Genomic DNA, 17822 nt, shown 5'->3' with positions numbered 1-17822 from the left:
TGAGCCGAACAATCCGCTCAAGATGCTGCCAACCGGCATTGCAATTCCGTTGCAGCCAGGATCAGCCTTCGGCCAGGACCCGCTGGGCGACAGCGAAGGCCGCGTTGGCGGCCGGGACCCCGCAGTAGATCGCCGTCTGCAGCAGCACCTCGCCGACCTCGTCGGGCGTCAGGCCGTTGCGCAGGGCCGCGCGCACGTGCATGGCCAGCTCGTCGAGCTGGCCGCGGGCGACCAGCGCGGTCAGGGTGACGCAGCTACGGGTACGGCGGTCGAGACCGGGGCGGTTCCAGATCTCGTCCCAGGCGTAGCGGGTGATGAGGTGCTGGAAGTCGCGGGTGAAGCCGGTGGTGGCGGCGACGGCGCGGTCCACGTGGGCGTCGCCGAGCACCTCACGTCTGGTACGCATCCCGGCCGCGTGACTCGAATCGCCGCCCAGGTGCTGGACGATCGCGGGCGTGACGGCGTCGGCCCGCTCCACGCTGGCCAGGTGCGCCGCACCGGGCACCACGCGCAGCAGCGCCCCCGGGATGCCTTGGGCCAGCGTGAGGGCCTGGCCGAGCGGGGTGGCCGGGTCGTCGGCCCCGGCGACGATCAGGGTGGGGGCGGTGATGGCGGGCAGGCGTCCGGTCAGGTCGCAGGACGCGATGGCCTCGCAGCAGGCGGCGTACGACTCGGCGTCCACGCGTTCCAGCATGTCCGTCACCCAGCGGCCGTCGTAGCCGGCGGTGAACCAGCGGGCCGCCAGGGCTGGGGCGAGCTGGGCCACGCCGGAGGCGCGCACCAGCGCCGCCCGCTCCAGCCACGGCCCCGGCTCACCGAACCGGGCCGACGTACAGCACAGCACCAGACTGCGCACCCGGCGTCGCGGTCCCGCCGCCTGTGGTCCTGACGCTCGCTGTCCTGCCTGCTCTCCTACCTGCTCTCCTACCTGCTGTCCTGCGGCGATCGTGGTGGCGATCGCGCCGCCGAGCGAGATCCCGCCGACCGCGAACTCGTCTTCCGTCGCGTCGACCAGATCGAGTACGGCCTGCGCCAGGTCGTCGATCGTCAGCCCGGAGGCGGCAGGGGCCGAGCCACCATGGCCCGGCAGGTCGTACCGCAGCACCCGCCACGACGCGGTGAGCGCGCTCAGCTGCGGCTCCCAGATGTCGAGCGTGGTGCCGAGCGAGGGCCCGAGCACCAGCAACGGCGCTCCGGTGGGGCCGTCGACGCGGTGATGCAGCTTCATGCTCATGATCGCTTCCGGTAGTCGGCGAGGATACGGTCGACGAGTTCCGGCGCGGCGCCCAGATAACCCTCGGGGTCGAGCAGCTCGTCCGGCCCCTCCAGCGGGCCCGGACGGCTCAGCGCCTCGTCGAGGGCGTCTCGGCCCAGGTGGACCGCGAGCCGTTCCGACACGATCCGCCCACCGGTCAGGCCGGCGTTGTCCCGCATCCTCTCGGGGAACACCTGGAGGCCGGCGACCAGCTCGGCCGCCGTCTCCGCCGCGCCACCGGTCAGCCGGAGGCATTCGCGCAGCGGCAGCCACTCCGCCTGCCAGGCGCCCGCCGCCCGCTCGTGCTCCCCCGGCTGTCCCAGGAGCTGGGCGTACACGGGCACCTGGAGCGCCGCCGACCGGATCAGCACCGACAGGGCGGGGTTGCGCTTCTGCGGCATGGCCGAGGAGTTGCCTCGAGACGACTCGGCCACCTCGCCGACCTCGGTCTGGGCCATGAGGATCACGTCGGTCGCCACCTTGCCGAGCGCACCCGCCGTACCGGCCAGGGCCGCGCCCAACTCGGCGACCACGGACCGCTCGGCGTGCCACGGCACGAGCGGGGCGACCAGCCCGAGCTCCTCGGCATACAACTCGACCAGCCGAAGCACCCGCGCCTGCGCGCTCTCCCCCTCGACGACCCGAACCGCCTCGCCCCCGACCGATCCGACACCGTCACCAGGCGATCCGGCGGTCTTGGCGTCGGTGGAGCGGGCGGTTTCGACGAGGGCGGCGAGGGTGCCTGCCGCGCCGCCGAGTTGGGCGGGGAGTCGCAGGCAGCGCAGGCGGTCGCGGGCCCGCAGGAGGCCGGACAACCAGCCCGCCGCCTTCAGCCCGAACGTCGTCGGCACCGCCTGCTGGGCCAGCGTGCGAGCCGCCATCAGGGTGTCGCGATGCCGCTCCGCCAGCCCGGCGAGCACGCCCATGACCGTGTCCAGATCCGCCGTGATCAGGCTGACGGCCCGCGCGGCGACCAGCATGGCCGCCGTGTCGAAGATGTCCTGGCTGGTGGCCCCCCGATGGACGAATACGGCGGTGGCTCCGGGAGCGCCAGCGGTGACGGGGGTTTCGGCCATAGCGGTATCGGCGGCGGTGACGGCTTTGCGTAGGTCGGCGACCAGCGGGACGACCGGGTTGGCGGCTTGTCGGGCGCGCTGGGCCAGGTCCGGCAGGTCGGCGGTGAAGCCCGAGGCCACCCGGTCGATCAGCGCGGCCGCCGCGCCGGGGATCAGCCCCGCGCGGCCCTGCGCGCGGGCCAGCGCCGCCTCGGCGTCCAGCATGGCCCGCAGCCAGGCCGCGTCCGAGGTCGCCGCCTCCACCCGGGTACCGGCCCGCACGGGCGCCAGCAGCCCGCTGTCAGAAGTCAAGGAACACCGTCTCCCCATCCCCCTGAAGCCGCACGTCGAACTCGTACCGGTCCAGGTCCCCCGACCCGGTCGCGATCAGTGTCCCCCGTCGTTCCGGCTCCAAGCCGTCCAGCAGCGGATCAGGCCGATCCTCCAGGTACACACGGGTCAGCAACGACCTCAGCAACCCCCGGGCGAACACCTGCAACGACAGATAACCCCCCTCAGGCCGTACCGTACGAAACCTAAACGAACCATCTGGAGCCGTGGCGCAGCGCCCGAAGCCGGACACCTGCCCGTCGCCCCGCAGCAGCGCGCCGCGGTCGCCGGCGTGCCCCAGCCAGAGCTCCAGCAGCGCGTCCGGTACCGGCTCGCCGGCGCCGTCCAGGACGCGCCCGGTCAGCGTGATCGCGCCCGGATGCCCGGGAGGAACCAGTTCCCAGTCGTGCGGGTACGGCAGCGCGTGGCTGAAGAACGGCCCCACGGTCTGTGAGGGGGTGAGCTTCATGACGACTCCATCGGGGTGCTGCCCAGCACGATGTCGAAGGAGTAGCCCAGCGCCCATTCGGGCTCGGTCAGCTCCATGGAGAAGGCCGAGACGAGCCGTTGCCTGGCCGACTCGTCGGGGACCGACTGGAGGATCGGGTCGAAGGGCATCAGCGGGTCGCCGGGGAAGTACATCTGGGTGACGAGCCGCTCGGTGAACGCCCGCCCGAACACGGAGAAGTGCAGGTGCGCCGGCCGCCACGCGTTGTGGTGGTTGCGCCAGGGGTAGGCGCCGGGCTTGATCGTGACGAACCGGTAGCGGCCGTCCTCGTCGGTGAGGCAGCGGCCGGCGCCGGTGAAGTTCGGGTCGAGGGGGGCGGGGTGCTGGTCGCGTTCGTGGGCGTAGCGGCCTGCGGCGTTGGCCTGCCAGAGCTCCACCAGCGTGCCGCGGATCGGCCTGCCGGAGGAGTCCAGGATGCGGCCCGTGACGGAGATGCGCTCGCCGAGCGGCTCCCCGGCGTGCTGCCTGGTCAGGTCGGCGTCGAGCGCGCCGATCTCGTGGTGGCCGAAGACCGGGCCGGTCAGCTCGATCGCGTCCGGATCGCTCTTGAACGTCACCGGCGGCCGCGCGGGCGCGCGCAGGACCGTGCTGCGGTAGCCGGGGCTCAGGTAAGGAGGATGGGTCATGGCCGTCCTTCGAAGTTGATCATGGCAGTCCCACGTAGTTCTCCGCCAGCGTCGTCGCGGCCGCCTCGGAGGAGGTCACGTAGTCCAGGTAGGACAGCTGCAGCCGCCTGCCGTAAGCGTCGTCGGAGTCGAACGTGTGCAGCAGGGTCGTCATCCACCAGGAGAAGTGCTGAGCCCGCCAGACCCGCTTCAGACAGGACTCGGAGTAGGAGTCGAGCAGGTCGGCCGCGCCGGTGGAGAAGAACCGGTCCAGCGCGTCGGTCAGGACGCGCACGTCGGCCACGGCCAGGTTCAGCCCCTTGGCTCCGGTGGGCGGGACGATGTGGGCGGCGTCGCCGGCGAGGTAGAGCCGGCCGTACTGCATGGGCTCGGTGACGAAGGCCCGCATCGGCGTGACGCCCTTCTCGAAGATCTCGCCGGTCTCCAGCGTGAAGCCGGGGACGGTCTCCAGCCGCGCCTTCAGCTCGGCCCAGATCCGCTCGTCGGGCCACTCGTCCACACTGGCGTCGGGCGGGACCTGGAGGTAGAAGCGGCTGACCATGGGCGAGCGCATGCTGTGCAGCGCGAAGCCGCGCTCGGTCCTGGCGTAGATGAGCTCCTCGGACGAGGGCGCCACCCTGGCCAGGACACCGAGCCAGGCGAAGGGATACTCCCGCTCGAACAGCTGCAGAACACCCTCCGGGATCGACGGTCTGGACACGCCGTGGAAGCCGTCGCAACCGGCGATCACGTCGCAGTCGAGCCGCTCGCCGCCGAACGTCAGGTACGGCTCGGTCTCCAGCGAGTGCGCGGCCACGTCGTCGATCTCGAACCGCACGTCACCGCCCGCCTCCAGCCTGGCGGCGATCAGGTCCTTGACCACCTCCTGCTGGCCGTACACGGTGATGGACCGGCCGGGCACCAGCTTCTCGAAGGCGATGCGGTGGCTCTGCCCGTCGTACCTGAGCTCGATGCCCTGGTGCGGCAGGCCCTCGCGCAGCAGCCGCGCACCTACGCCGGCCTCGACCAGCGTGTCCACCGTCCCCTGCTCCAGCACGCCGGCGCGCACGCGGCGCTCCACGTAGGCGCGGCTGCGTCTCTCCAGCACCACCGAGGAGATGCCGCGCAGATGGAGCAGATGGGACAGGAGCAAGCCTGCGGGGCCCGCCCCGATGATCCCTACCTGAGTGCGCATGACGGAAGCATCCTGCTTAGGCGGCCGATTATCCGAGCTATCCCTTCCACTCAGCGGAAGAATTATGCAAGATTGCTGCATGGCAGGCGGATCCCGCGAGGCGGGACGCACGGTGACGTCCAAGGTGCTCGCCATCCTGGGCGCGTTCGACGCCGGGCACCAGCAGCTCACACTGACCGACCTGGCCAGGCGCAGCGGCGTGCCCCTGAGCACGGTGCACCGGCTGGTCGGCGAGCTGGAGGAGTGGCAGGCGCTGAGCCGCGCGCCCGACGGGCGGCTCCGCATCGGGCTGCGGCTGTGGGAGCTCGGCCAGCTCGCGCCCGCCAAGCTCCAGGACCTGGCCCATCCCTGGTTGCAGGAGCTGTTCGCGAGCACCGGCGAGAACGTGCATCTGGCCGTCCGCGACGGCCTGGAGGTCCTGTACGTGGACAAGGTGGCCGGCCGGCGGGCTGTGCCGATCGTGTCCAGGACGGGCGGGCGGCTGCCCATGCATCCGACGGGCGTCGGCAAGGCCCTGCTCGCCTTCGAGCCCGACTGGTTCGTCCGCTCCTACCTGGACCGCGTGCTCGAACGGCCGACCCCGCACACGATCACCGAGCCGGGTCGGCTGGCCCGCGAGCTGGCCACCGTACGGGCTCAGGGGTACGCGCTGACGTACGAGGAGATGACCCTCGGCTCCTGCTCGGCCGCGGCCCCGATCCTGGTCGACGGCCGGGCCATCGCCGCGCTCGGCATCGTGCTGGCCGCGAGGCGCGCCCGCGAGCTCCCCCGGCTGGTCGAGCCCCTGCGGAACGCCGCGAACGGGATCGGCAGGGCCTGCGCCGCGGCGGCGTAGCCCTTGCCCAAGGGTACGCTCGCACCATAACGTGCTCCGGTAAGCGCTTTCCAAAGGAGGCAGTCAGTGCCGTCCCCCCTCCGCGTCGCCGTCGTCGGCGGCGGCGCGATCGCGAGCTCTTCGCATATGCCCGCGTTCCAGGCGCTGCCTGACGAGATCGAGGTGGTCGCCGTCGTGGACGCGACCGCCGAGCTGGCCCAGGCGTTCGCCGACCGGTTCGGCCTGCCGTACGCCTCGGACGATCTCGAAGGCATGCTCGCCGAGGTACGCCCCGACCTGGTCGCCGTCTGCAGCCCGCCCTCGCTGCACGCCGCCCAGGTGGCGGCCGCGCTGCGCGTGGGCGCGTGGGTGTGGTGTGAGAAGCCGCCGTGCCTGTCGCTGGCCGAGTACGACGCCATGACCGCGGCCGAGCAGGAGGGCGGGCCGTACGCGGCGATCGTGTTCCAGCAGCGGTTCGGCTCCGGCGCGCAGCACCTGCGGCAACTGATCGCCAAGGGCGCGCTGGGCGCGCCGTACGTCGCGCACTGCCAGACCACCTGGTTCCGCGACGACGCCTACTACGCCGTGCCCTGGCGCGGCCGCTGGGAGACCGAGGGCGGCGGACCCGCCATGGGCCACGGCATCCACCAGATCGACCTGCTGCTGGAGCTGCTCGGCGAGTGGAGCGAGGTACGCGCCATGGCGGCCAGGCTGGCGCGGGACGTCGAGACCGACGACGTCACGACCGCGCTGGTCCGCTTCGAGTCGGGCGCGCTGGCCACGGTGGTCAACAGCGTGCTGTCGCCGCGGCAGGTCAGCCACCTGCGCATCGACCTCGCCGACGCCACGCTGGAGCTGACCCACCTGTACGGCTACGCCAACGACGACTGGACCTGCACCCCGGCCGAGCACGCCGGCGAGATCGACTGGCCGCCCGCCGAGGACGTGCCCACCTCGCACCTGAAGCAGCTACGCGACCTGGTCGCGGACCGGCGGGCCGACCGGCGGCCCCGGGCCAGCGGGCAGGACGGGCGCCGGTCGCTGGAGCTGATCACCGCCATGTACAAGGCGGCGCTGACCGGCGGCACGGTACGCGCGGGCGAGGTCGGCCCCGGCGATCCCTTCTACCGCAGCCTGCACGGCGACACCCCCGGCTGGAGCCCTTCATGAGCGCGATCATCTTCGAGGCGCACGGCGTGGAGCTGATGCGCTACGTCCACGAGCCCGACCCGCAGCCGTTCGAGGCGCCCAAGCCGTACATCCACCCGCTGCGTACGCTGGCCGGTGACGTGGTGACCTCCTACCGGCCGCACGACCACCGCTGGCACAAGGGCCTGCAACTGACCGCCTCACACGTCTCCGGCCAGAACTTCTGGGGCGGCGGCACGTACGTCCGCGAAGAGCAGCGCTACATCGACCTCGACAACAACGGCACGATGCGCCACGACACCCTGGACGTCCGCCAGGACGGCCTGTCGGGGCAGCTGACCTGGCGCAGCTCGCGGGGCGAGCCCTGGGTGGAGGAGCGGCGCGAGCTCACCATCGAGGCGGTCGATCCGGAGAACGGCTCCTGGGAGCTGGTCTGGCACACGACGCTCACCGGCCTGCGCGACGAACCGCTGCGCTTCGGCAGCCCCACCACGCACGGCCGTCCCCTCGCCGGCTACAGCGGCCTGTTCTGGCGCGGCCCGCGCTCGTTCACCGGCGGCGAGGTGCTCGGCCCCGACGGGCTCGGCGGCGAGGAGATGATGGGCCAGCGGGCCCGCTGGCTGGCCTTCCAGGGGCGGCACGACGAGGTGGACCGGTCCTCCACGCTGGTGTTCGTGCCGGAGCCGGGGCCGGAGTCGCACTGGTTCGTGCGTAGTGGCCCGTTCGCCGCCGTCAACCCGTCGTGGGCCTTCCACCGGGAGTTCGAGCTGGCGCGCGGCGAGACGATCGCCCGTAAGTACCGGATCGTGCTGGCGACCGGCTGGTGGGGCACCGAGCGGATCGAGGAGCACCTGGCCAGTCGCCGAGCCGCAGAATCCGGTTCTTGAACAGGGCGGCGGCGCTGGCAGATACAAACCCTTTGACTAAGCTTGCGATGAATTTCGTTGTCATTTCGGGAGAATTCTCAGCCTGAGGGTAGGGGCGGAGAATGCACATTCTGGTCACGGGGGCAACCGGCACGCTGGGCAGGGCCGTGGTGCCCGCACTCGTCAGGACGGGGCACTCGGTGCGGGCGTTGAGCCGCGAATCGCACCCAGGCCAGGACGTCGAATGGGTGTGGGGCGACCTGGCCTGGGGTAAAGGCGTGCACGGCGCCGTGCGGGGCGTCGATGCGATCATCCACCTCGCCACATCCGCCCGCAAGAGCCACCGGGCTGATTCCGTCGACATCGCGGGCACCCAGTGGCTGCTCGACGCGGCCACGGACGCCGGTGTGCCCCACCTGGTGTACGTCTCGATCGTCGGCGTCGACCAGGCCGCGACCGGATACCTGGAGGACAAGCTCGAAGCCGAGCGGCTGATCAGGGAGAGCGGGGTCGGCTGGACGATCCTCCGCTCCACGACGTTCCACCAGCACCTCGAGGAGCTGCTCCACGAGCTGGCCGCCTACCCCGCGATCCCGGTGGACCGCTCGATCCCCTGGCAGCCGGTCTGCACCTCCGAGGTCGCCGCGTACCTGATCGACCTGGTCGCCGCGGGCCCCGAGCGGGGCGTGCTCGAGTATGGCGGGCCCGAGGTGATCGGCATGGACGACGTGCTCAAGCCCTGGCTGCAAGCCAGGCACCTGCGCCGCCTGCTGCTGCCGATGCGCTATCCGGGCGGCAGGTGGGCCGCCCAGCGGGCCGGCTGGCACACCACGGACGCCACGCCGCTGGGGCGGATCAGCTGGCGGAGCCACCTCTTCCCCGACCCGCCCGAGCCGTCGGACGACTTCGCCATCGAGCACACCGCCTCGCCGACCAGCCCGGCCACCCAGCCCGACCTCGACCCGAACTCGCACGTATATGGCGGCGACGAGGGCTACGAACGCCCGACCCGCCTCTAGGTCCAGGGGTCGTAGTCGACCTCCAGCGGCTCCTGACCGGGCCGCTGGGCCTCCGGGACGTGCTGGAGGTTGACCCGGATGCGGTACCAGACGCTGCTGCGCCCGCGCATGCCGTCGACCAGCACGTCGGCGGGCTGGAGACAGGCGGCCACCTCGGGATGCCGGGCCTGCCACCGCTCGAACCCCGCCTGCGCCTCCTCCTTGTGCTGCGCCCTGGCGATCTCGACGACGGGCAGGTCTTCGCGCTCGGGGGCGGGCCCCTGCGACTCGGCCAGCTCCAGCAGCGACTCCAGGCCGCCCACGTGCAGATCCATGTCCTCCCACGGGTCACCGAGCTCGGCGAACCGCTTGGGCACCGTGTCGATCGTATGGTCGGCCGGCCGGCAGCCCGGCACCTCCTCCCAGGTCAGCGGCGTGGAGACGCGCGCGTCGGCGACCGGCCTGACCGAGTAGGCGGAGGCGACCGTACGGTCATAGGCGTTCTGGTTGTAGTCGACGAACACGCCGTGCCGCTGCTCCTTCCACCACCGGCTGGTGGCCACCTCGGGGGCCCGCCGCTCGACCTCGCGGGCCACGGCCTCGGCCGCCCGGCGCACCTCGGCGAACGTCCAGCGCGGCTCGATGCGGGCGTACACATGGAAGCCCCGCGATCCCGACGTCTTCGGCCAGGCGGTCAGGCCGTGGTCGGCCAGCACCTCGCGGGAGACCTGCGCCGTGCGCAGCACGTCACCCCATCGCACGCCCGGCACCGGGTCGAGATCGATGCGCAGCTCGTCGGGGTGGGCCAGGTCGGCGGCCCGCACCGGGTGCGGGTTGAGGTCGACGCACCCCAGGTTGACCGCCCACACGACATGGGCCAGCTCGGTCGCGACGACCTCCTCGGCGCTGCGCCCGGAGCGGTAGCGGAGCTCGGCCACCTCGATCCAGTCGGGTCGCTTGGCCGGGGCGCGCTTCTGGAAGAACGCCTCCTCCTCGATGCCGTGCACGAACCGTTTGAGCACCATCGGCCGCCCGTGGATGCCACGCAGCGCGCCCTCGCCGACCGCCTGGTAGTAGCGGATCAGGTCGAGCTTGGTGTGCCCGCTGCCGGGGAACACCACCTTGTCAGGGTTGGTGATGCGCACGTCGCGCCCCGCGACCTCGATATCAGGCATGAGGTCACGATACGCGGGGCCTCTGACACTTCACGTGAGGCTCCTGGCCTCCCAATAGGCCAGGCCGAGCCGCCGGTGCGTGGCGATCGCCAGCCGCCGGTGCTCGTCCGCCTCCCCGGTACGGCCCAGCCGTGCGGCCAGCGCCGCGAGGACGTGGCGGATCGAGCCCCAGGCGCCGCTGCCCATGCCCATGACGATGAACTGGTCGGCCACCGGCAGCAGCCGCTCGTACAGCGCTTCCGGGTCCGGCGTGCCGAGCCGGGCGGCGATGAGGCCCCAGATCGGGAACAGGAAACCCCCCGACCAGTCGTCCCGCAGCTCCGTGCCCCATCGCGCGATCAGCGCCCTGGCCAGCTCCTCCTTGCCCACGTCGAGGGCGGCCAGGATGGCGAGCGGCCGCATCGGGATCATCTGCGGGAGGTCGCTCGCGGCGATGAGGTCGTCGACGATCTCGGCCACCCGGCCCTGGCCACGTCTGCAGGTGTAGAGCGTGGCCAGTTTGCGGGCCTCCGCACCCCACGGGCTGGCGCCGTACTTGAGGTCGGGGAAGTCGGCGACCAGCGCCTCCGCCTCGGCCCAGCGGCCGTGCAGGGTGTGTCCGCCCGTCTGCGCGACCCGGACCATGGCTTCCAGCTCGGGGCGGCGTACCTCCGCAAGGACCCGCTCGCAGCCGGCGAGCTCGCGCTCCCACTCGGCCAGATCTCCCGCGCGGAGCAGGCAGGACATCCGCAGCCCCCCTGCCACCAGACGGGCCTCCCTGGTCAGCCCCGGAATGGCCAGCATCTCGTCGGCGGCGCGCAGCCGGTCGGGGTTGCGGCTCATGACGAACCCGGCGATCAGGTAGTTGTTCAGCGTCCTGGCCAGCAGCGCCGGGTCGCCCAGCGCCCGGGCCAGCTCCACGGCGTCCGCGGCGAGCAGCTCGCCCTCGGCGCGGCGGGGGCCGTAGTGGAGCTCGACGCCGAGCGTGCCCAGCAGCGTGGCCCTGGCGTGGTCGTCGAGCGGGCCCGCGAGCAGGTCCTCCAGGACGGACACCATCTCCTCGTCCACCATGCCGTACGGCCGCCAGTTCCACACCGACAGCCCGCCGAACGCCGAGACCGCCGTCACCAGCGCGTCGTGGTCGCCGAGCCGCTTGGCCGCCGCGATCGCCTCCGTCAGGTCGCGCAGGGCGCCGTCGGCGTCGCCCACGGTACGGCGGGCCTGGCCGAGCTCGGTCAGCAGGTGGCAGCGGTCGGCCGAGTCGCCGGGCGGCAGGTGCGCGACCGCCAGCTCCCAGAACGTGACCGACTCGGTGTAGCCGTGCCGGGCGACCGCCTCCCGAGCCGCGGCGACGGCGTAGGCCGCCGCCCGGTCCGCGCCCCCCAGCTTCGCGGCCGCGGCGAAATGGCCGGCGAGCAGGGCGGGGTCGGTGCCCGGAACCGTCTCCAGGTACGTGCCGGCCCGCAGGTGCATCCGGGCCTTGGCCAGCTGGGTGAGCCCCGCGTCCAGCGCCTGCCGTACGAGGGCGTGCGAGAACCGGTAGTCGCCGAGCTGGGCGGTTTCGGTCAGCAGGCCGACGGCCAGGGCGGGCTCGGCCAGGACCATGACCTCCTCGACCGGCCGTTCGGTCAGCGCGGCCAGCAGGTCGAGTGCCACCTCCCTGCCCGCCACCGCGGCGGCTCTGAGCAGGTCCTGCGTGGCGGCGGGCAGCCGGGCGAGCCGCCGGTCGATGACGTCGCGGGCGCCGGGCGGGACCAGGTCGCGCTCGCTCTCCGGCAGGCGGAGCAGCTCGGTCAGGTAGAACGGGTTACCGCCCGAGCGGTCGAGCATCGCCACCGGATCCGCGTTCACCTGGCGCCGGCGCAGGTAGTCGAGCACCTCGGCGGCGTCGAACGGGGCCAGCGGCACCCGGTGGCTCTCCCGGGCCAGCGCGCCCAGCGTCTCGCGCAGTTGCTCGGGGTGTTCGCCCGGCTCGGGCCGGAGCGTGACGAGGACGAGCGCGGACGTACGGGCGAGCTCACCGGCGACGTGGCCGAGCAGTTTCAGCGACGAGACGTCGGCCCAGTGCACGTCCTCCAGCACCAGCAGGAGCGGGCCGCCGCGCAGCCGCGACACCACGCCGTCGTACAGGTCGAACAGCTCGGCCTGCGGTTGCGCGGGGATCAGCCCCGTCTGGGTCCAGGGCCAGAAGGACGGGGCCGTCTCGCCGTCCAGGCAGCGTCCCCAGGCGGTCTGGAAGCCCCGCGCGGCGGCCACCTCGGCGGCGGCCCGCGCCAGGCTCGTCTTGCCGATGCCCGCCTCGCCGGTCACCAGCAGCAGGCCGCCCCTCCCCCGGCGGGCCTCGGCCAGCAACTCCTCGACCAGCCGCAACTGACCGTCCCGCGCGACAAGCCACTCACCGGCCACGTCCGTACCGTGACCACCGAACGACCCGTCCGCCGATGTACCGGTTCGAGCGGCGGTGCCCCATGAGTCGGGTGCGGGGGTGGTGAAGGCGGTGGGGGCGGTGAGGCCGGGTGCGGTGAGGGTCATCAGGTCGGGCGACTGGTCGAACACCGCCTGTTCCAGCCGCTTCAGCTCCGGCCCCGGCTCGATGCCCAACTCGCCGTCCAGCAGCGACCGTACCCGGCGCAACGCCCCGAGCGCGTCCGCCTGCCGGCCCGCCCGGTAGAGCGCCAGCACCAGCAGCCCCCACGCCCGCTCCCGGTAGGGATAGGCCTCGACCAGCGCCTCCAGGTCCGTCAGCCCGGCCTCGCCGAGCGCCAGGCGCGCCTCGAACCGGTCCTCGGCCGCCCCCAGCCGCAGCTCCTCCAGCCGGTGTACGGCCCGCCGCGCGAAGTCCAGGTCGGCGAACTCCCCCAGCAACTCCCCCCGCCACAGCCCGAGCCCCCGGTCGAGCACCTCCAGCGCCTCGGCGTACCTGCCGCCCTTCAGCACGCGCCGCCCGTCCTCGGCCAGCGCGGCGAAGCGGCCCGCGTCGACCTGCCCCGGCGCGATGTCGAGCAGATAACCGGGCTCGCGGGTGAGCAGCAGCCGGGGCGGGGTGCGCGGCTTCCTGCCGGGTTCCAGCACCCGGCGCAGGTGGGAGACGTACGCCTGGAGGGTCGCCGTCGCCTTGGCCGGCGCCTCCCCGGCCCACAGCTCCTCGATCAGCCGGTCGAGCGGCACCACGCGTCCCGGCGACAGGGCCAGCACGGCGAGCACGGCCCGCTGCTTGCGCGTGCCGAGATCGAGCCGAACGCCATCACCGGAGTCAACCTCAAGCGGGCCGAACAAACGTACATCCACAAACCCCAAGTCAACCCCAAGTCCCCCTCAAATGGGAAAACGCACACTTGACCTCATGAACACCATCAACATCAACGGCAAAGTCCTACTCCCCGGCGACGCGGGCTTCGACGAGGCCCGCAAGCCCTGGAACCTGGCCGTGGACCAGCCGGTACGCGCGGTGATCGAGGCCGCCGACGCCGACGACGTGGCCGCCGCGGTGAGCTACGCCCGGCTCAACGGCCTGGCGGTCACCGCCCAGCCGACCGGCCACGGCGCCTCCGGCGACACCGACGGGACGATCCTCCTCAAGACCGCACGAATGAACGGCCTGACCGTCGAGGACGGGATCGCCAGGGCCGGCGCGGGCGTGAAGTGGGGCGAGGTTCTGGCCGCCGCGAGCCCGCTCGGCCTCACCGGCCTGGCGGGCAGTTCGCCGGTGGTGGGCGTGACCGGCTACACGCTCGGTGGCGGTTTGAGCTGGTTCGGGCGTAAGTACGGCTTCGCGGCCGACAGCGTGCGGGCCTTCGAAGCGGTCGGCGCCACCGGTGACCCCGTCAGGGTGACGGCGGAGTCGGATCCGGAGCTGTTCTGGGGGCTGCGGGGCGGCGGCGGCGACTTCGCCCTGGTCACCTCGGTGGAGTTCGACCTGCGTCCGGCCCCCTTTCTGTACGGCGGGCGGATGATGTGGCCGGTCGAGCGGGCCCGGGAGGTGTTCGACGCCTTCACGGAGACCACCGCCGAGGCGCCGGAGGAGTTGACGGTCTGGTTCGACCTGCTGAAGTTCCCCGGCGGGCCGGGGTACGTCGCCATCGACTCCACCTTCCTCGGCGAGCACCCCGGCGACCTGCTGCGCCGCTTCGACCGGATCGGCGGGATGATCAGTGACACCCGGCGGCCGATGCCGGTGGCCGAGCTGGGGTCGATCTGCGCCGAGCCCACTGATCCCAGTGCGGGGATGGGGCGGTTCGAGCTGCTCACGGGGTTGGACGGGGTGGCGGACGTGCTGCTGGGCGCGCCGATCGACCCGCTGATCAGCGTCCAGATCAGGCATATGGGCGGGGCGCTGGCCCGGCCCGCCGAGGGTGGCGGGGCCGCGGGGCAACTGGCCGAGCCGTACTCCGTCTATATGTTCGGGTTGCCGTCGCGGGAGACGACCGAGCGCATCGCGGACCTGACTAAGGCGCTGGTGCCGTACACGAGCGGGCGCAAGCCGTACACGATGCTGGCCCAGGGCGAGCAGGCCGCGTCGGCCTTCCCGGCGAGCACGCTGGCCCGGCTCCGCGACCTCAAGCGGACCCGCGACCCGCACGGCGTGATCCGCGCGAACTTCCCCGTGCTGGCGTGAGCACCCCTGCTGTCGCGAGGACCGCGCAGGCACGAGGACCGGCGTTGGGGCGGGTCGCTAGAACTCGCCGTGCCGGCCCGCGCCCGCCGCGAAGCGGGCGGCGCCGCCGACGGCGTCGGGCAGCGACACCAGCCCGTGGCGCAGCTCGTTCCTGATCGCGTCCTGCTCCGGCAGCCCGTCCTGCTCCAGCGCCGACAGCCGGTCGCCGCGCAGGCAGGTCTGCGGGAAGCCGGCGATGTCGCGGGCCAGTTCCTCGGCCTGCCGCCTGGCCGCACCAGCGGGGACGACGCGATTGGCCAGACCCATCTCGTACGCCTCACGGGCACCGACCGGACGCCCGGTGAGGATCATGTCCATCGCCCGGGAGGCGCCGATGAGCCGCGGCAGCCGCACGGTGCCGCCGTCGATGAGCGGCACCCCCCAGCGCCGGCAGAACACGCCGAACACCGCGTCCTCCTCGGCCACCCGCAGATCGCACCAGAGCGCCAGCTCCAGCCCACCCGCGACGGCGTGCCCGGCGACAGCGGCGATGACCGGCTTGGACAGGCGCAACCGGGTCGGGCCCATCGGCCCGTCACCGTCCTCGCCGACGTGGTTGTCGAGCGTCTTGAGATCGGCGCCCGAGCAGAACGTGCCGCCCTCACCCCAGAGCACCGCCACCGCGGCATCGGACTCCTCGAAAGCCCTGAACGCGTCGATCAGGCCGTCGGCGGTCTTGCGGTCGACCGCGTTGCGGACCTCCGGCCTGCTCAGTATTACGGTCGTGACCTGGCCTTCTCGCTCCATGCGTACGGTCATGGCTGCCTCCGTGATGGGTGGTCGCCGGAACGTGAGCGTACGGCGGCACCGGAGGTCACGCCAGCGCCGAGATTCGCTTCTTTATGCCCTGAGATTATATCCGCAGTGTATAGTCCACCCGCATGATCGAACCCCCGAACCGGGCCACGCCGGACGACGGCCATGGCGAGCCGCGCGAACCCCGCAGGCGTGGCCGACTGGCCATCATCACCGGACTCGTCACCGTCCTGGCCGCCGCCGGACTCGTCCAGGCCCTGCCGGCCTCAGCGTCCCGGACGGTCACGCCGTTCCTGCCCGCCCCGACCGGCTCCCAGCCAGTGGGCACCACATCCCTGTACATGAAAGACACTTCGCGTCCCGACCCCTGGGTTCCCACCGTCAAGTACCGCGAACTCATGGTCTCGCTGTGGTACCCGGCCAAGTCGCCAGGCCACAAGCGAGCGCAGTACATGACGGCGAAGGAGTCCGAGCTGCTGCTCAAGGACGGAAAGATCACCACCATCTCGTCCGACACGCTGAGCAAGACGCGCACCAACGCTTTCACCGACGCCCGTCCCGCCGGGCGCAGACACAGCCTGCCCCTCGTGGTGCTCTCTCCCGGGCACAGCAAGCCCCGCAGCGAGCTCACGGGCCTCGCTGAGGAACTGGCGAGCCGGGGGTACGTGGTGGCCGCCATCGACCACACCTACGAGAACGTCGCCACGACCTTCCCGGACGGACGGGTCACCACCTGTGTCACGTGCGAGATCACCAAGGAGAAGGGCTGGTGGGCGAAGCTGGAGAAGAGCCGGGCCGCTGATGTGTCCTTCGTGCTCGACCAGCTGACCGGCGCGCACCCGAAGTGGAAAGGCGCCGGCCTGATCGATACGTCGAAGATCGCCATGGCCGGTCAATCGGCCGGCGGCGCGAGCGTCGTCACCGCCATGCTGGCGGACTCCCGGCTGCGCGCCGGCATCGACATGGACGGAACCGTGGAGAGCACCGTCCCCGCATCCGGGTTGTCCCGCCCGTTCCTCTTCCTGGGCAAACCCGCGACCTACACGCCGGGCAAGAGTACGGAGGCTGCCTCGTGGGAGCGCGTCTGGACGGGGCTGACCGGCTGGAAGCGCTGGCTGCTGATGACCGGAGCCGTGCACCTGTCCTTCACCGACCTGGGCGTGCTGGTCGACCAGGTCGGCATCGAAGACGGCTCCGACATCGCCGGCGCCCGCGCCATGAACATCACCCGCAGGTACGTCACGGCCTTCTTCGACCAGCACCTGCGCGGCAAGCCTCAGCCCCTGTTGAACAAGCCCTCAGCGAGCTATCCCGAGATCACGTTCTGCAGCCCGCAGGAGAAGACCTGCGCCTGACGCGATCGTGCCGCGCACCAGCGGCGGATGCGCGGGGGCATCGCGAAGCGCGTTCCTACGGTAGGCGCTGCCGGCCGATCAGCACGGCGACTCCGTCCAGTAGGAGCTGCAGGCCGCTCTCGAAGAACCCGTTCAGGTCGAAGGCCGACTGATCACCCGCGGGCGCCACGCGCGTGGGGAGGGCGCCGGAGGGCAGGCCGGCCTGGAATCTCGGCATGTGGGCGGAGTACCACTCCCCGGTGGACAGGCCCGTATGCCGCTCCGATTCGGCCTGCGGCTCCAGGTTCGTGGCCGTCCCCCGGACGTAGTTGGTCACCGCCCACCACACGAACCGGCCGGCATCCGGATCGATCCCCAGCTCGCGCACGACGCCCATCCCCCAGTCCCCGTACCTGAGCATGTTGGGCGTGGGCTGCGGGTGGGTGAGCGAGACGAGCCGGGGCAGCCAGGGGTGCCGCAGATAGAGTCGCCACTGCAGGCGGGCCGCGAGTTCCAGCCGCCTCCGCCAGCCCGCCGGGGGCGTCGCCGGAAGCTCCAGCTCGCCGAACGCGGTGTCGGCCATGAGCGCGGCCAGCTCCTCCTTGCCGCGGACGTGCCCGTACAGCGACATGGTGGGGATGCCGAGCGCGGTCGCGACGCTGCGGATGGACACCGTGTCGAACCCCTGGGCGTCCGCGATGGCGATCGCCGTACGGACCATCCGCTCCCGCTTGCCGTCGTGGACGGTCGAAGGGGCGGGCTGTCGCCGTTCCTTATGTCGCGAGGCGCTCGGCACCCTGGGGGGCGGGAACGAGCGGGGCGCGGGCTCCGCCACGACGGTGCCGACGCGGGAAATGGCCATCACCACTCCCTCCTGCCGCAGCGTGTTCAGCGCCTTGGCGGCGGTGGCGGGGGCCACCCCCCATTGCTCGGCGACCTGCCTGGTGGAGGGAACGCGGTCGCCGGCACGCAGCTCGCCGGCCTCGACGCGCCGCTTGATCTCACTGACGATCCGCAGGTACGGCGGCGCAGTGCCGGAGCGGTCCATGCTCGATCGTCTCCTCATGCCGGAAGGGGCTGCTGTCCTAGTACAGAGGGTACGGCTGTCCCCCCGCGAAGGACGCCATCACCTGCCTGGTGGAGGCGGTG

At 72.1% G+C, this 17822-nt stretch carries 15 protein-coding genes; 6 read left to right on the top strand and 9 right to left on the bottom strand.

What is annotated here, in order from left to right:
- Nucleotides 1–61 precede the first annotated feature (61 nt).
- Genes pcaC through AB0F17_RS40250 form a run of 5 tightly spaced genes read right to left on the bottom strand, consistent with a single transcriptional unit; the run spans nucleotide 62 to nucleotide 4948 of the window.
- The gene (gene pcaC / locus AB0F17_RS40270; RefSeq protein WP_358034193.1) at nucleotides 62–1234 is read right to left on the bottom strand and encodes a 4-carboxymuconolactone decarboxylase; all 1173 of its coding nucleotides are present in this window, start codon (nucleotides 1232–1234) and stop codon (nucleotides 62–64) included.
- The gene (locus tag AB0F17_RS40265) at nucleotides 1231–2622 is read right to left on the bottom strand and encodes a lyase family protein (protein WP_358034189.1); all 1392 of its coding nucleotides are present in this window, start codon (nucleotides 2620–2622) and stop codon (nucleotides 1231–1233) included. The genes pcaC and AB0F17_RS40265 overlap by 4 nt, the downstream gene beginning before the upstream one ends.
- The gene (locus AB0F17_RS40260) at nucleotides 2612–3109 is read right to left on the bottom strand and encodes a protocatechuate 3,4-dioxygenase subunit alpha (RefSeq protein ID WP_358034186.1); all 498 of its coding nucleotides are present in this window, start codon (nucleotides 3107–3109) and stop codon (nucleotides 2612–2614) included. The genes AB0F17_RS40265 and AB0F17_RS40260 overlap by 11 nt, the downstream gene beginning before the upstream one ends.
- Complete coding sequence (pcaH, locus tag AB0F17_RS40255) at nucleotides 3106–3774, bottom strand: protocatechuate 3,4-dioxygenase subunit beta (RefSeq protein WP_358034183.1); 669 nt, start codon at nucleotides 3772–3774, stop codon at nucleotides 3106–3108. The genes AB0F17_RS40260 and pcaH overlap by 4 nt, the downstream gene beginning before the upstream one ends.
- Nucleotides 3775–3793: 19 nt before the next feature.
- The gene (locus AB0F17_RS40250; protein WP_358034180.1) at nucleotides 3794–4948 is read right to left on the bottom strand and encodes a 4-hydroxybenzoate 3-monooxygenase; all 1155 of its coding nucleotides are present in this window, start codon (nucleotides 4946–4948) and stop codon (nucleotides 3794–3796) included.
- A gap of 79 nt (nucleotides 4949–5027) precedes the next feature.
- On the opposite strand from AB0F17_RS40250, the gene AB0F17_RS40245 reads away from it, so the two are divergent.
- The 4 genes from AB0F17_RS40245 to AB0F17_RS40230 all read left to right on the top strand — a co-directional run bounded on the left by AB0F17_RS40245 (nucleotide 5028) and on the right by AB0F17_RS40230 (nucleotide 8796).
- Complete coding sequence (locus tag AB0F17_RS40245) at nucleotides 5028–5783, top strand: IclR family transcriptional regulator (RefSeq protein WP_358034177.1); 756 nt, start codon at nucleotides 5028–5030, stop codon at nucleotides 5781–5783.
- 66 nt (nucleotides 5784–5849) lie between these two features.
- On the top strand, nucleotides 5850–6932 hold the full coding sequence (locus AB0F17_RS40240; protein ID WP_358034174.1) for a Gfo/Idh/MocA family oxidoreductase: 1083 nt from the start codon (nucleotides 5850–5852) through the stop codon (nucleotides 6930–6932).
- Nucleotides 6929–7798, top strand: coding sequence for a PmoA family protein (locus tag AB0F17_RS40235; RefSeq protein WP_358034172.1), 870 nt, complete (start codon nucleotides 6929–6931; stop codon nucleotides 7796–7798). The genes AB0F17_RS40240 and AB0F17_RS40235 overlap by 4 nt, the downstream gene beginning before the upstream one ends.
- 101 nt (nucleotides 7799–7899) lie before the next feature.
- Entirely contained in the window at nucleotides 7900–8796 is an 897-nt protein-coding gene (locus AB0F17_RS40230) for an NAD(P)H-binding protein (protein WP_358034169.1), read from the top strand.
- On the opposite strand, the gene ligD is transcribed toward AB0F17_RS40230, so the two are convergent.
- Together ligD and AB0F17_RS40220 are read right to left on the bottom strand one after the other, a co-directional pair.
- Entirely contained in the window at nucleotides 8793–9950 is a 1158-nt protein-coding gene (gene ligD / locus AB0F17_RS40225) for a non-homologous end-joining DNA ligase (RefSeq protein ID WP_358034167.1), read from the bottom strand. The genes AB0F17_RS40230 and ligD overlap by 4 nt on opposite strands.
- 30 nt (nucleotides 9951–9980) lie before the next feature.
- Nucleotides 9981–13217: a BTAD domain-containing putative transcriptional regulator gene (locus tag AB0F17_RS40220; RefSeq protein WP_358034164.1), complete on the bottom strand. Its 3237-nt coding sequence runs from the start codon at nucleotides 13215–13217 to the stop codon at nucleotides 9981–9983.
- Nucleotides 13218–13272: 55 nt separating this feature from the next.
- On the opposite strand from AB0F17_RS40220, the gene AB0F17_RS40215 reads away from it, so the two are divergent.
- Nucleotides 13273–14544 (top strand): FAD-binding protein, encoded by a 1272-nt coding sequence (locus AB0F17_RS40215; protein ID WP_358034161.1) that lies wholly within the window; start codon nucleotides 13273–13275, stop codon nucleotides 14542–14544.
- 57 nt (nucleotides 14545–14601) lie between these two features.
- Here AB0F17_RS40215 and AB0F17_RS40210 read toward each other — a convergent pair whose 3' ends face one another.
- Nucleotides 14602–15342, bottom strand: coding sequence for a crotonase/enoyl-CoA hydratase family protein (locus AB0F17_RS40210; protein ID WP_358034158.1), 741 nt, complete (start codon nucleotides 15340–15342; stop codon nucleotides 14602–14604).
- Nucleotides 15343–15464: 122 nt separating this feature from the next.
- Here AB0F17_RS40210 and AB0F17_RS40205 point away from each other — a divergent pair, with 122 nt between their 5' ends.
- On the top strand, nucleotides 15465–16694 hold the full coding sequence (locus AB0F17_RS40205) for an alpha/beta hydrolase (RefSeq protein WP_358034155.1): 1230 nt from the start codon (nucleotides 15465–15467) through the stop codon (nucleotides 16692–16694).
- 55 nt (nucleotides 16695–16749) lie between these two features.
- On the opposite strand, the gene AB0F17_RS40200 is transcribed toward AB0F17_RS40205, so the two are convergent.
- Complete coding sequence (locus AB0F17_RS40200; RefSeq protein WP_358034153.1) at nucleotides 16750–17721, bottom strand: GntR family transcriptional regulator; 972 nt, start codon at nucleotides 17719–17721, stop codon at nucleotides 16750–16752.
- Nucleotides 17722–17822 lie beyond the last annotated feature (101 nt).

Origin of the sequence: Nonomuraea sp. NPDC026600 (assembly GCF_040638335.1) — a bacterium.
In the GTDB taxonomy this organism is placed as follows: Bacteria; Actinomycetota; Actinomycetes; order Streptosporangiales; family Streptosporangiaceae; genus Nonomuraea.
This window is presented reverse-complemented; position numbering and strand designations above follow the sequence as displayed.

Bases quoted from the DNA above. Each gene is read 5' to 3' on its own strand.
- pcaC (WP_358034193.1), bottom strand. From the start codon at position 1,234: ATGAGCATGAAGCTGCATCACCGCGTCGACGGCCCCACCGGAGCGCCG.
- AB0F17_RS40260 (WP_358034186.1), bottom strand. From the start codon at position 3,109: ATGAAGCTCACCCCCTCACAGACCGTGGGGCCGTTCTTCAGCCACGCG.
- pcaH (WP_358034183.1), bottom strand. From the start codon at position 3,774: ATGACCCATCCTCCTTACCTGAGCCCCGGCTACCGCAGCACGGTCCTG.
- AB0F17_RS40250 (WP_358034180.1), bottom strand. From the start codon at position 4,948: ATGCGCACTCAGGTAGGGATCATCGGGGCGGGCCCCGCAGGCTTGCTC.
- AB0F17_RS40245 (WP_358034177.1), top strand. From the start codon at position 5,028: ATGGCAGGCGGATCCCGCGAGGCGGGACGCACGGTGACGTCCAAGGTG.
- AB0F17_RS40235 (WP_358034172.1), top strand. From the start codon at position 6,929: ATGAGCGCGATCATCTTCGAGGCGCACGGCGTGGAGCTGATGCGCTAC.
- AB0F17_RS40230 (WP_358034169.1), top strand. From the start codon at position 7,900: ATGCACATTCTGGTCACGGGGGCAACCGGCACGCTGGGCAGGGCCGTG.
- ligD (WP_358034167.1), bottom strand. From the start codon at position 9,950: ATGCCTGATATCGAGGTCGCGGGGCGCGACGTGCGCATCACCAACCCT.
- AB0F17_RS40215 (WP_358034161.1), top strand. From the start codon at position 13,273: ATGAACACCATCAACATCAACGGCAAAGTCCTACTCCCCGGCGACGCG.
- AB0F17_RS40210 (WP_358034158.1), bottom strand. From the start codon at position 15,342: ATGACCGTACGCATGGAGCGAGAAGGCCAGGTCACGACCGTAATACTG.
- AB0F17_RS40205 (WP_358034155.1), top strand. From the start codon at position 15,465: ATGATCGAACCCCCGAACCGGGCCACGCCGGACGACGGCCATGGCGAG.
- AB0F17_RS40200 (WP_358034153.1), bottom strand. From the start codon at position 17,721: ATGGACCGCTCCGGCACTGCGCCGCCGTACCTGCGGATCGTCAGTGAG.